General features: G+C 72.2%; 8 protein-coding genes. 7 read left to right on the forward strand and 1 reads right to left on the reverse strand.

The window, feature by feature from the left end; all coding sequences use genetic code 11:
* Positions 1-40 precede the first annotated feature (40 nt).
* Positions 41-1,639 carry an MFS transporter gene (locus WMF11_RS43480; protein ID WP_437974943.1) on the reverse strand — a complete coding sequence of 533 codons (1,599 nt, stop codon included), beginning with the start codon at positions 1,637-1,639 and terminating at the stop codon, positions 41-43.
* Positions 1,640-2,078: 439 nt separating this feature from the next.
* On the opposite strand from WMF11_RS43480, the gene WMF11_RS43485 reads away from it, so the two are divergent.
* From WMF11_RS43485 to WMF11_RS43515, 7 genes are all read left to right on the forward strand, one after another.
* Positions 2,079-3,137 carry a tyrosine recombinase XerC gene (locus WMF11_RS43485; protein WP_437911086.1) on the forward strand — a complete coding sequence of 353 codons (1,059 nt, stop codon included), beginning with the start codon at positions 2,079-2,081 and terminating at the stop codon, positions 3,135-3,137.
* A complete protein-coding gene (locus WMF11_RS43490) occupies positions 3,134-5,446 on the forward strand; it encodes a sulfatase-like hydrolase/transferase (protein ID WP_437974944.1) in 2,313 nt (770 codons plus the stop codon). Before WMF11_RS43485 ends, WMF11_RS43490 begins: the two co-directional genes overlap by 4 nt.
* A 202-nt stretch (positions 5,447-5,648) precedes the next feature.
* Positions 5,649-6,074, forward strand: coding sequence for a MarR family winged helix-turn-helix transcriptional regulator (locus WMF11_RS43495; RefSeq protein ID WP_437546235.1), 426 nt, complete (start codon positions 5,649-5,651; stop codon positions 6,072-6,074).
* Positions 6,075-6,128: 54 nt separating this feature from the next.
* Positions 6,129-7,112 (forward strand): hypothetical protein, encoded by a 984-nt coding sequence (locus tag WMF11_RS43500; RefSeq protein WP_437974945.1) that lies wholly within the window; start codon positions 6,129-6,131, stop codon positions 7,110-7,112.
* Between the two features lie 169 nt (positions 7,113-7,281).
* Positions 7,282-8,817, forward strand: coding sequence for an Eco57I restriction-modification methylase domain-containing protein (locus WMF11_RS43505; protein WP_437974946.1), 1,536 nt, complete (start codon positions 7,282-7,284; stop codon positions 8,815-8,817).
* Between the two features lie 79 nt (positions 8,818-8,896).
* Entirely contained in the window at positions 8,897-9,982 is a 1,086-nt protein-coding gene (locus tag WMF11_RS43510) for an ATP-binding protein (RefSeq protein ID WP_437546245.1), read from the forward strand.
* Between the two features lie 13 nt (positions 9,983-9,995).
* Positions 9,996-12,446 (forward strand): DUF5682 family protein, encoded by a 2,451-nt coding sequence (locus tag WMF11_RS43515; protein WP_437974947.1) that lies wholly within the window; start codon positions 9,996-9,998, stop codon positions 12,444-12,446.
* The last annotated feature ends 45 nt before the right edge of the window (positions 12,447-12,491 follow it).

Consider the following 12,491-nt stretch of genomic DNA (forward strand, 5'->3'; position numbering starts at 1 on the left):
ACACCCCCCCGCCTCGCCCGCACCGGCGCGGCCACGCGCCCTACACGTCGAGGTCCTTCCACCGCCTCGAGCGCCGGGAGAAGATCAGCATCCCCACGAGCGAAGCGACCCCGATCGCCGCGAACGAATACCAGATCTCGTAAGGCCGGTAGGTGTCCCAGAGCAGGCGCGTGGCCTCGGCGGCGTCGATGTGCAGCGTCTCCTGCAGCGTCCTGAAGGCCTGCTGGCGCGACACCCCGAGGAGCTCCGAGAGCGACGCCACATCGCCGTCCCAGGCCTTCCCCTTGGCGACATCGGTCTTCTCGGCGAGGTAGCGCAGGGCCAGCGTGGCCTTCTCGCCCCGGGTCCCATAGAGGATCCCCGCCATCTGCGCGCCGATCGCGGGGCCGATCGCCGCCGGGATGTTGACGTAACCGAGATAGAGCGCCTTCTTTCCCTTCGGCGCGATGAGCGCGAAATACTCGCTCTTCTTCGGGCCGGTCAGCATCTCGCCGATAGAGAAGAGCAGGATGCCCACGAAGAGGACGTAGAGCGACGTCGTGGTCCCTGCGACGAGGATGCCGAAGATGGCGACGAGGATGCCCAGCGTCATCGCCGAGAGCACCTTCATCCTCGCCACCAGGTACGAGAAGGGCACGAGGAGCAGGACGATGCTCACCGAGTTCAGGTTGATCACGTTCTCCTGCTTGAGCTGGACCCCGCGCGGATCCTTGAGTTCGAGCCATGACGCCGGGAGCCAGGGGTTGTTCTGCACGAAGGAGGTGCTGCTGATCCAGTCCGTGTAGAAGTTCGGCATCAGGTCCCAGAGCTGGTACATCATCAGCCAGAACCCCGAGAGCAGCAGGATCACGGTGATGAGCCGCGCGTCCCAGATGTTCTTGATCGTGTCCTTGAAGACCTTCCACGCCCCGGAGGTCTTGTCAGCGCCGGAGTCGACCTCCTTGTACGTGAACAGCATCAGGAAGTTCAGGGAGATGATGGCGGCGCAGCCATAGAAGACCCACGGCCAGCTCTTGCCGTGGAGGTAGCCGGCGAGCGGCGGGCCGATCGCCGCGCCCACGTTCACGAGCCAGTAGAAGAGGCCCCAGCCGACCGATGAGTTCGACTTGTCCATCGACTGGGCCAGGGTGCCCTGGATACCGGGCTTGAAGAGGGCCGTGCCCGTCGCGAGGATGACCACGCCGAGCAGAAAGCCGGTGAAGCTCCGCTGCGTCGCCATCAGCAGATAACCGATGATCTTCAGCCACACCGTGATGAAGATCGTGCGCTTGTAGCCGTACCGGTCGGCGTAACCGCCGCTGATCATCGGGAGCAGCGACTGGATGAGGGCCCAGACCATGTAAATGGTGCCCTTGTCCTGCTGGCTGAAGTGGAGCCCTCCAGGTTCGTCGGCCTGCGCGATATAGATGGGCATGACGACACGCACGCCGTAGTAAGCCAGCCGTTCCCACATTTCCATGGTGCAGCCCATCCAGAAGGAGCGCGGCAGGCTTTTCAGGGTCTGAGCAAAGGAAAGCTTCGGCGGCGCCTCGACGGCCGGCTCGCTCACGGCGGCGTTGGTCATTTCATGCTCCTCGTGCGCCCGGGCCCCGGGCAAGCCCTCGTACCACACCGAGAGCAGCGTCCACACCTGGATCACAGGCGCGTCCCGCCGCGGTCCGTCAGGGGCAACTACGATTGAGCAGCTCCTTCGCGGCGAGCGAGCGGGCGCCGGTCTCACGCGCGTCGAAACAGCCGGTATTCACCGCCGCGCTCTGCAGTCCGATTCACGCCTCGACAGCGCAGATCATGGATCATCCTGGACAGCGGAGCCGGGAGCGAGCGGCGCTCGCGCCATGTCGCCCACCGGGTGGGTGGTTCGCTCGTGATCCGTGAGGGGCGTTTCTTGTCAGGGCATGGCGAGACACGCCCCGCGACCTCCACCTGCCTGCCGCGGGACGTGGCGACCGCGGTCCCGTCCGACCAGCGCCCGCCTCCCCTGCCGTGCCGCGCAGCGGCGCCGGCCGAGCGGCGCTCCACCTCGGCCGCCGGCGAGTCTTTGCCTGCGGCGCCGTCCTGATGGTAGGGCAAACCCCGTGATGCACGCGCGGCGGAGCGGCGATCGATCCGGCGGGACCACGCTGGAGCAGGCGATCGCGCGTTTCCTGACCTACCTTACGGCCGAGCGGCGGGCCTCGCGCCACACCGTGGCGGCGTACCGGCGCGACCTCGAGCAGCTCGCGCGCTTCGCCCGCGAGAAGGCGGCCGCGAACGCCGATCACCGCCCTGCGCGAGCGCGCGGCAAGGCCCCGGCCACCGGCAAGGCCCCGGCCACCGGCGAGGCCCCCTCTCCGGACGAGGCCACGGCCGTGGATGGCCTCGACGTGCTCCTGCTGCGCAGCTGGCTGGGCTCGCTCGCGCGCACCCACGCGCCCGCCTCGATCGCGCGCAAGGTGGGCGCCGCCCGCGCCCTGCTCCGCTACCTGGAGCGGCGCGGCGAGGTCGACAAGAACGCGGCGGCCCAGCTCGCCCTGCCCAAGGTCCGGCGCCCGCTGCCCACCTTCCTGGACGTCGACGCCGCCGCCGAGGTCATGGAGATCCCCGGCGCCGAGACGGCCGAGGGGCTCCGCGACCGCGCCATGCTGGAGACCCTCTACGGCGCGGGCCTGCGCGTCTCCGAGCTCTGCGGGCTCGACCTCACCCACGTCGACCGGCGCCCGGCCGACAGGGCCGCGGTGCGCGTCGTCGGCAAGGGCGACAAGGAGCGGATCGTCCCGCTCGGCTCCCACGCCCTCGCCGCCATCGAGCGCTACCTCGAGCGGCGCGACGAGCTCGCCGATCCGACGACCGGCGCCCGCGATCCCCGCGCCCTCTTCCTGTCCCGCCGCGGCGCGCGCATCGGGGTGCGCCGCGTCCAGGCGCTCGTCCAGCGCTACGGCGCGCTCGGCGCCGGCCGGGCCGACCTGCACCCCCACGCGCTCCGGCACACCTGCGCGACCCACCTGCTCGACGGCGGCGCCGACCTCCGGGCCATCCAGAAGCTGCTCGGGCACGCCTCGCTCGCCACAACGCAGCGGTACACGCACGTCTCGATCGACCACCTGCTGAAGGTCTACGACGCCGCTCACCCCATGGCGCGGAAGCGGGGCCCGGCGTGAAGCGCGCCTCGAGCTCGCCGGGCCCCGCGGTCCCGACGCTGGCCCGCGCGTGGGCGGGGCGGCTCGCCAGGAGCGCGCTCGGCGCCAGCGTCTTCGGCGTCGTGGCCGCGTCGCTCGACGCCGGGTGGGCCACGGCGGGCGCCGGCGACGACGCCGCCTTCCAGCTCGCCACCTACCTCGCGGACACCGGGGTGTTCGCGCCCGTCGCGCTCGTCGTCGGCGTGCTCGCGGGCGCCTCCGCGATCGTTGTCGACCCGTCGAGCCCGCCGTCGCCGGCCACGCTCGTGGGCGCGCTGCGGGTGCGGGCGATCGGCCGGCCCGCCGACATCGCGGCGTTCGTGCCGCTCGCGGTGCTCGCGGCCTTCCTCTGGATGACCCTGTCCGCCCACCTCGCCCGCGCCCTGCTCGGCCTCGAGGCCGCGCCCCTCCTGGTCGGCACCGCCGTCGCCGCGGGCGCGCTCGGCCTCGGCCTCATCGCGGGCCTCGCCGTGCTCGCCCTCACGCCGCCGCTCCGGCGCGCGCTCGCCAAGGCCAGCGACGGCCGCCCCGCCTGGGTCGATCCGGCGGTCACGGGCGGCGTCGCGCTCGCGATCGCCGCGGCCCTGTTCGCGTTCGGGGTCGCCACGGGCGGCGTCTCGGGCGAGGGCGGCGTCCTCGGCGTCTACGGCATCTTCAAGCGCCCCGAGCTCGACCTGCGCGCCCCGGCGCTCCTCCTGGTCGTCGCGCTCGCCGCCTTCCTCGCGCCGGTCGCCGTCCGGACGGCGCGCGCGCCGGTCGCGCTCCTGGCCGCGCTCCTGCCGCTCGCGCTCACCGCGCGCGCCGCCTCGGCGCTCAACGCGGAGCCCGCGGTGGCGCAGGCGATCGAGCGCGGCGCGCCCGTCGGAGGCAAGAGCCTCGCGGTCCTGCGCCGCCTCGCCGATCGCGACGGCGACCGCGCGGCCGCCCTGTTCGGCGGCGGGGACTGCGACGACCGCGACGCGCGCGTCCACCCGCTGGCCGAGGAGATCCTCGACAACGGCGTCGACGACGACTGCTCCGGCGGCGATCTGACGGCCGCCGCGCTCGCCGCGCTCGCCCCCGCCCCCAAGGCGGCCCCGGGCGCCGACTCGCGCGGGTCGTCCACCGCGCGCCTGCCGGCGGACCTGAACGTCGTCCTGGTCACCGTCGACACGCTCCGCTGGGACCTCGGCTACGCGGGCAACCCGCGGCCCGTGTCGCCGAACCTCGACGGCCTCGCGGCCCGCTCCACCGTGTTCGAGCGCGCGTACTCGCTCGCGTCCTACACGGGCAAGAGCGTCGGCCCGATGCTCATCGGCAAGTACGGGAGCGAGACCCACAGGAACTGGGGGCATTTCAACAAGTTCAGCGAGGAGGACACGTTCGTCGCCGAGCGCCTGAAGCGCGCCGGGGTGCGCACGATGAGCGTGCACGGGCACCGCTACTTCGGCAGCTTCGGCGGGCTCGATCGCGGCTTCGACGTGGTGGACATGTCCGCGGCGCCGCCGGAGGGCGCGCCCTGGGACGTCGACAACAAGGCGACGAGCGCCGCGCTGACCGACGCCGCGCTGCGGCTGATCGGGTCGGCCGACAACACGGGCGGGCGCTTCTTCCTGTGGGTCCACTACCTCGACCCGCACGCCGACTACCTCCGGCACGACGACGTTGCGGGCTTCGGCGCCGCCTCGCAGCGGGATCTCTACGACGGCGAGGTGGCCTTCACGGACCGGCACATCGGCCGGCTGCTCGACGCGATCGCGGCGGCGCCCTACGGCGGGCGCACGGCGATCGTCGTGACGAGCGATCACGGCGAGGCGTTCGGCGAGCACAAGATGTTCCGCCACGGCTTCGAGCTCTGGGAGGAGCTCGTGCGGGTGCCGCTGGTCGTCCACGTGCCGGGCGCGGCGCCGTCCCGGGTCTCGGCGCGGCGCAGCCTGATCGATATCGCGCCGACGCTGCTCGATCTGATGCGGGTGCCCGGGCCTGCCGAGGGCGCGGCCGCGAACGACTTCCTGTCGGGCGCGTCGCTCTTGCCCGACGTGTTCCTCGCCCCGGGCGAGCAGGCCCAGGCGCGCGACGTGCTGATCGACATGCCGGCGGGGCCGTACAACGACGCGCGGCGGTCGTTCCTCCGGGGCGACATGAAGCTGACGATCTCGGGCGGCGCCCGGTTCGAGCTCTACGACCTGGCGAGCGACCCGGAGGAGCGGAAGAACCTCTGGGGCACGACGGCGGCGAAGGAGATCGAGCCGTACTACGCGGCGGCGCGGGCGCGCCTCCGCGAGGTCCACGTGACCGGCCCCCGCAAGTGACCGGCGCCCGCAGGTAACCGCCACCCGACGCGACCGCCCCGTGACGCGGCCGGCCCGTGCGGCTGACCGCCAGCGCCGGTCGGTGTGGCCGGCCGCGCGGCGCGCGGGTCCGCCCTCGGCGGCGGACGGACCCGCGCTGGGCTCGCGCAAACGCGCCGGAAATTACTTGCTCATTAGCAACTAATGCGTAATAGACAATATTGTGAGTAAGCAAAAGGTCCTGGGCTCGCCGCTCGAGCGGTTCACGCGGATGATGTTCTCGCGCATCATCGCGGGGCTCGCGCGCGCGCTGCACGAGGAGGACTTCAGCGTGGCGCAGGTGGCCGCGCTGCACCTCGTCGATCAGGACGGCCCGGTGCGCGTCACCGCGCTCGCCACGTCGCTCGGGCTCTCGGCCTCGGCCGGGAGCCGGCTCGTCGATGGCCTGGTGCAGCGGGGGCTCCTGGCGCGGCAGGAGGATCCCGAGGATCGCCGCGCGAAGACGCTCGCGCTCACGCCGCTCGGCCGCCGCTTCGTCGACCAGGCGAGCGCGGAGCGGGTCCGGGTGATCATGGAGACGGCCAGGTCGCTGCCGCCGGAGATCTCGGCGGCGATCCTGTCAGCGATCAGCGCGTTCCAGCGAGAGTGAGCCACGTTCACGGAACGTGGTGCGTGAAACCCCTTGTCCGAAGAGGAGGTCAGCATGGATATCGTCGTGTTTCTGTCTCATGAGCTCCCGGCGGCGCTCGGCGCGCTCCGGGAGGTGGCCCTGGCCGACGGCCCGCTCGCGCGCTTCGACCCGGAGCAGCGCGCCGTCCTGGAGGAGCTCGCGGCCCTGCACGGCGCCCGCGCCGACGTCGACGGGCTGCCGCGCGTCGCGCCCGGGGCGGTGGCCAGCGCGATCCCGGATCCGCACCGCCGCAAGCGGCTGGTGCAGCTCGCGCTCCTGACCGCGATGGCGGACGGCGAGGTGACGGCGGCCGAGGTGGACGCGATCGAGGCGCTCGCCCGGGCGCTCGGCGTGCGCGAGCAGGGCGTGGGCGTGCTCCGCCTCGTGGCGCGCGGCCACAGGGGGCTCGCCAAGGCCGCCGTGAGGCGCCGGCTCGTCGGCGCGTTCGCCGGCGAGGTCCTGAGGAAAGAGGGCCTGGCCGGCGTGCGCAGGCTCCTCGGGCCCTTCTTCCGCGCGGGCGTCGAGGATCGCTCGCGGGCTCTCCGCTACAAGCAGCTCGGGCTCCTGCCCGAGGGCACGTTCGGCCGGGTGTTCTGGGAGCACTGCACAGCGCGCGGCTTCCTGTTTCCCGGCGAGAGCCGGGACGCGATCCCGGAGCGCATGGTGTTCCACGATCTCGGCCACGTGCTCGCGGAGTACGACACCGATCCTGCGGGCGAGATCCAGGCCGGCTCGTTCCAGGCGGGGTTCGTCCGGCGCGACGGGTTCGCCTTCCTGCTCTTCGTGATGCTGCAGTTCCACCTCGGGATCCAGATCACGCCCGTCGCCGCGCCGCAGGTCGGGCTCTTCGAGGCGCGCAAGGTGCTGCGCGCGGTGGCGCGCGGCGCGGCCTGCAAGGTCGATCTGAGCGATCGCTGGGACTTCTGGGGCGTCGTTCACCTGCCGCTCGGCGAGGTGCGCGAGCGGTTCGGGATCCCGCCGCTCGCCGCGAGGGAGCCGCGACAACAGGCAGCCTGAAGGGCGCGCCTGCGCGGCGTCCATGAGGCCTCCGGGCGACAGAAGGGGGCCTCCCGGTGCGCGTCGAGCTCGACCGCCGCGAACATCGCCTTCTTGGCGAGGCGACCAGGGACACTTGCCGTCCGGGCACGGTTGGCTCAACGCCCCACCTGGGGTAGCCACGTCGCCGATGAGCCGGGCCGCGAGATCCGAAGCAGTCCCCCCGCCGCCGCTCCTCGACCGCGTTGACCTCCACCGCATCGAAGCCGCGCGGGCGCTGGATCCCCGCACGCGGTCCGAGCTGGGCCAGTTCCTCACGCCACCGCCGGTGGCGTCGTTCATGGCGTCGCTGTTCGAGCGGTCTTGCGAGGAAGTCCGCGTTCTGGACGCCGGCGCAGGCGTAGGCAGCCTCCTTGCAGCGTTCACGGCCAAGGCATGTGCCCGCGAGGTACGCCCGAGCGCGATCCGCGCGACGGGCTTCGAGATCGACCCGCGACTTGCAGCGCGCCTGCGTCGGACTGCGCGCGCGTGTCGCGACGAGTGCACCGGCGCCAGGATCAAGTTCACTGCCCACATCATCGAGGCCGACTTCATCCGGTCGGCCGTCGAGCAGCTCGATGGCGGACGGCTTCGCCCGAGCCTGCCGCGCTCGTTCACGCACGCGATACTGAATCCGCCGTACAAGAAGCTCAATTCGGGCACCGAGGCCAGGGCGGCGCTGCGGCGCGTGGGCATCGAGACCAGCAACCTGTACACGGCCTTTCTTGGGCTCGCGATCCTCCTCCTGGAGCCGGGCGGGGAGCTCGTGGCGCTCACCCCTCGGAGCTTCTGCAACGGTCCTTACTTTCGAGCGTTCCGGGGGCTGTTCTTCCGAGAGATGGCGCTGAAACGCGTGCACGTCTTCGAGTCGCGCAAAGCGGCGTTCGCGGAGGACGAGGTCCTTCAAGAGAACGTCATCATTCACGCCGTCAAGGGCGGCCGGTGCACGTCCGTCACCATCTCGTCGTCGCGTGGGCCCGCAGACGGGCTGCTGTCAGTCCGTTCCGTGCCGTTTGAAGACGTCGTCCGGCCTGGAGATCCCGAGCTGTTTGTCCATGTGGTGCCGGACGACGCCGGGGAGAGGGTCGCGGCCACGTTCGCCCGCATGCCGTCCCGCTTGAAGGACTTGAACATCAGCGTTTCGACGGGCAAGGTCGTCGACTTCCGAGCGCGCGAGTTCTTGCGGCAGGAGCCCGACAGGAGCACCGGCCCGCTGATCTACCCGACGCACTTCGCGTCGGGCATCGTTCGCTGGCCCAAACGCGGCAAGAAGCCGAACGCCCTCGTAGAGGCGCCTGAGACGGCCGATCTCTGGATGCCCAGCGGGAACTACGTGCTCGTCAAGCGCTTCTCGTCGAAGGAAGAGCGGCGGCGGGTCGTCGCCGCTCTCTTCACGCCCGAGAGCGCGCCGGGAGACAGGATCGGGTTCGAGAACCACCTCAACGTGCTTCACCGAAGCGGCAAGGGGCTGCCGGCGGTGATGGCGCGCGGCCTCGTGGCCTTCTTGAACTCGACGCTCGTCGATACGCACGTTCGGCAGTTCAACGGGCACACCCAGGTGAACGCGACCGACCTGAGGAACCTCAGGTACCCGACCGTCGAGCAGATCGAGCGGCTCGGGCGGCGCGTGCCCGATCCTGGGCTTCCACAGGAGGAGCTCGACCCCATCGTCGAGCAGGTGCTGTGATGGCGAGGAGATCGAAAGCGCTCGCGCCGTTCTCCCCCCCTCTCTCCGCCCCGTTCTGCGGTAACCTCCTGCGCCACCCATGAGCGACCTCCGCCAGCCCGCCGAGACCAAGTACGAACACGAGCTCGCGGCCCTCGCCGCCAACGACACGGCGCCGAGGCCGCCCGGGTGGCGCCTGTCGCCGAGGGCCGTCGAGACCTACATCCTCGGCAGCGACAAACCCGTCGGCGGCGTCGCGATCACCCCCAAGTACATCGGCGATCGCGCCCTCGTGCAGGTCGCGCTCGCGACGCTCGCCTCCGACCGCGCCCTCATGCTCGTCGGCGAGCCGGGCACCGCCAAGAGCTGGCTCTCCGAGCACCTCTCCGCCGCCATCAGCGGCACGAGCGCCCTCGTCGTCCAGGGCACCGCGGGCACCAGCGAGGAGCACGTCAAATACGGCTGGAACTACGCCCTGCTCCTCGCCGAAGGGCCCTCGCAGAAGGCGCTCGTGCCCTCGCCCATCCTCCGCGCCATGCGCGACGGGCGCTTCGCGCGCTTCGAGGAGATCACCCGCACCTCGTCGGAGATCCAGGACGCGCTCATCTCCATCCTGTCCGAGAAGCAGATCGCCGTCCCCGAGCTCGACCAGGTCGTCCCCGCGCAGCGCGGCTTCAACCTCATCGCCACCGCCAACACCCGCGACCGCGGCGTCAACGAGATGAGCGCCGCGCTCAAGCGCCGCTTCAACTTCATCACCGTCCCCGTCGTCGACGACCTCGAGCAGGAGATCAGCATCGTGCAGAAGCGCGAGGCCGAGCTCCGCGGCGACTACCAGGTCGGCGTCGAGCCGCCCGCCGAGCTCGCCAAGCTGCTCGTCACGCTCTTCCAGGAGCTCCGCGCCGGCGTCACCAAGGACGGCAAGACCAAGGTGAAGACCCCGGGCTCCGTCCTGTCGACCGCGGAGGCCATCAGCGTGCTCTTCAACAGCGGCATCCTCGCGCAGCACTTCGGCACCGGGAAGGTGACCGCCGACGACCTCTCCCGCTCGCTGCTCGGCGCCGTGAGCAAGGAGGGCGGCGACGACCTCAAGGCCGTCCGCGAGTACTGCGAGACCGTGGCCAAGGGCCGCGCAGGGCTCTGGAAGGAGTTCTACGCCTCCGCCAAGAAGCGCCTCGCGATCTGACGGAAGGGACCCGATGGACCTCGACCGGCTCGCCGCCGTGCACCTCTTCCCGGTGCGCCACCACTCGCCGCGCTCCAGCGCGACGCTGCGCGCCTACCTCGACGAGGTGCGCCCGAAGGCGATCTTCGTCGAGGGCCCGAGCGACGCCACCTCGCTCCTCGAGGCGCTCGTCGACCCGAAGACCGTCCCGCCCGTGGCGATCCTCGGCTACCGCACCGACGGGGAGCCCGCGTCGTCCCTGTGGCCGTTCGCCGCCTACTCGCCCGAGTACGTCGCGGTGAAATGGGCCTTCGAGCACGGCGTGCGCGTCGAGCTCATCGACATCCCCGTCGGCACGACGCTCGCGCCGTTCGACGGCGCCCTGGTCGGCCACGACGACGCCGACGATCCGGGCGGCCACGAGCGCGAGATCGACGAGGACCGCGGCGAGCAAGGGGAACCCGGCGAGCCCGCGGGCGACGGCGGCGAAGGGGATGGCGGCGCAGGGGACGGCGGCGACGGCGGGCCGGCCAGCGCGGAGGGGGAGCAGGAGAGCATCTATGCGGCGTGCGCGCGCGCCCGGGGCTTCCGCTCGTTCGAGGAGTTCTGGGAGGCGTCGTTCGAGGCGCCCCGCTACGATCCCGAGCCGTTCCGCGAGGCCCTGCTCGCGTACGCGGACCTCGTGCGCAGCGACGGGGACCGGCTGATCCACCGGGCGCGCGACGCGTACATGGCGCGGAGCATCCTCGAGCGCATGGGGCCGGACCTCGCCCCGAACGAGGTCGCGGCCGTGCTCGGCGCGGCGCACGCGGCGGCGTTCGCGGCGCGCGACGTCGATCCGGCGCTGGAGGCGCGGCTGCCGGCGCCGATCCCGTGCGCCGTGACGCTCATCCCGTTCAGCTTTCCGCGGCTCTCCGAGCAGCTCGGCTACGGCGCGGGCAACCGGGCGCCGCAGTATTACCAGCGCGCGCACGACGCGGGCGGCGACTTCCGGCGCGCCACCCTCGAGGTGCTGATCGACTTCACCGAGCACCTCCGCCTCCGCGGCTTCATGGCCTCGCTCGCCGACACCATCGAGGCCTTCCGCCTCGCGGTCTCGCTCGCCGAGCTCCGCGGCAAGGCCGAGCCCGGCCTCGACGAGGTGCGCGAGGCGACGATCGCCACGATGTGCCGCGGCGACGCCACGCACGTCGACGGCTTCCTCTGGCCGGCCGTCATCGGGCGCAACGTGGGCCGCGTCGGGGGCGGCATCGGGAAGAACTCGCTCCAGGAGGAGTTCTGGCGCGAGGTGCGCGAGCGCAGGCTCCCCGCCACCGACGCGCCCGAGTCGTTCCGGCTGTCGCTCACGAACGAGGTCGAGGTCGGGACGAGCGTGCTCCTGCACCGGCTCCGCATCGCGAAGATCCCTTACGCGGCGTACGCCGGCACCCGGGCGGCCGGGCGGGGCGGCGCGGGCGCTCGCGGGCAGCGGCGCGGGCAGGCGGCGAACGAGGTGCCGCCGGACGAGCTGCTCCGGCAGCTGAGCGAGACGTGGGAGGCGCAGTGGACGCCGGCGACCGACGTGGCGCTCGTCGAGAAGATCGTCCTCGGCGACACGCTGGAGCAGGTGGCGACGCGGCTGCTCGAGGAGGATCTCGCGGCGTGCCACACGACCGGCGAGGCCGCCGACGTGCTGCTGAACGCCGTGCTCGCGTCGAGCGCCCGCGCGGCGGCCTCGGCGCTCGACGCGTGCGACCGGTTCGCCGCGGGCGACAGCGATCTGCCGTCGCTCGCCCGGGCGTGCCGCGCCTTCGCGGGGCTCGCGTCGTTCGGATCGTCGCGCTCGCTGTCGTCGCTCGGCGACGGGGTGATCGCCACGATGCTGGAGAAGACGTACGCGCGCGCGGTCCTGCGCGTCCACGGCGGCTGCACGGGCAGCGACGAGGCCGTCGCCCCGGCCAAGGAGGCGCTGCGCACGCTGCACGACGTGGCCCTGTCGCAGCCGATCGTCGACCGCGCCGCGTGGTTCGAGGCGGCGCGGGCGCTCGTGGACAGCGACGCGGTGAACCCCACGGCGTCGGGCCTCGCGTGCGGGCTGCTCTACCTGGCGCAGGTGATCGATGACGCGGAGGTGGCGCGGATCGTCGGCCTGCGGCTCGGGAGCGCGGCCCCGCCCGAGGCGGCGGCGTCGTTCCTGGCCGGCTTCCTCGAGGTGAACGCGCTGGTGCTCGTGAAGAGCCGCCCCGTGGTCGAGGCGCTCGACGCGTTCCTCGGGGGCATCCTTCCCGAGCGCTTCAAGGACACGCTCCCGGTCCTGCGGCGCGCGTTCGGGGCGCTCGGCGCGACCGAGCGGCGGTACCTGCTCGAGAACGTGCTCGCCTCGCGGAAGCTCGGGGACAAGGCCCGCGCGGCGCAGGCCGTGCTCCTGGAGAAGGACCGCGAGAAGCTGAAGGAGATGAGCGAGGACCTGTCGCAGGCGATGGACGACCTCGACGACCTGCTCTGACGCCGGGCCGTGACGGCGCCGCGCCGCCCGCCGCCCTCACGCGGC

This window comes from Sorangium sp. So ce295, from assembly GCF_051527405.1.
Lineage (GTDB): Bacteria > Myxococcota_A > Polyangia > Polyangiales > Polyangiaceae > Sorangium > Sorangium cellulosum_B.

Excerpts from the sequence above, each read along its gene's own strand:
- WMF11_RS43485 (WP_437911086.1), top strand. The coding sequence starts at position 2,079 with ATGCACGCGCGGCGGAGCGGCGATCGATCCGGCGGGACCACGCTGGAG.
- WMF11_RS43500 (WP_437974945.1), top strand. The coding sequence starts at position 6,129 with ATGGATATCGTCGTGTTTCTGTCTCATGAGCTCCCGGCGGCGCTCGGC.
- WMF11_RS43505 (WP_437974946.1), top strand. The coding sequence starts at position 7,282 with ATGAGCCGGGCCGCGAGATCCGAAGCAGTCCCCCCGCCGCCGCTCCTC.
- WMF11_RS43510 (WP_437546245.1), top strand. The coding sequence starts at position 8,897 with ATGAGCGACCTCCGCCAGCCCGCCGAGACCAAGTACGAACACGAGCTC.
- WMF11_RS43515 (WP_437974947.1), top strand. The coding sequence starts at position 9,996 with ATGGACCTCGACCGGCTCGCCGCCGTGCACCTCTTCCCGGTGCGCCAC.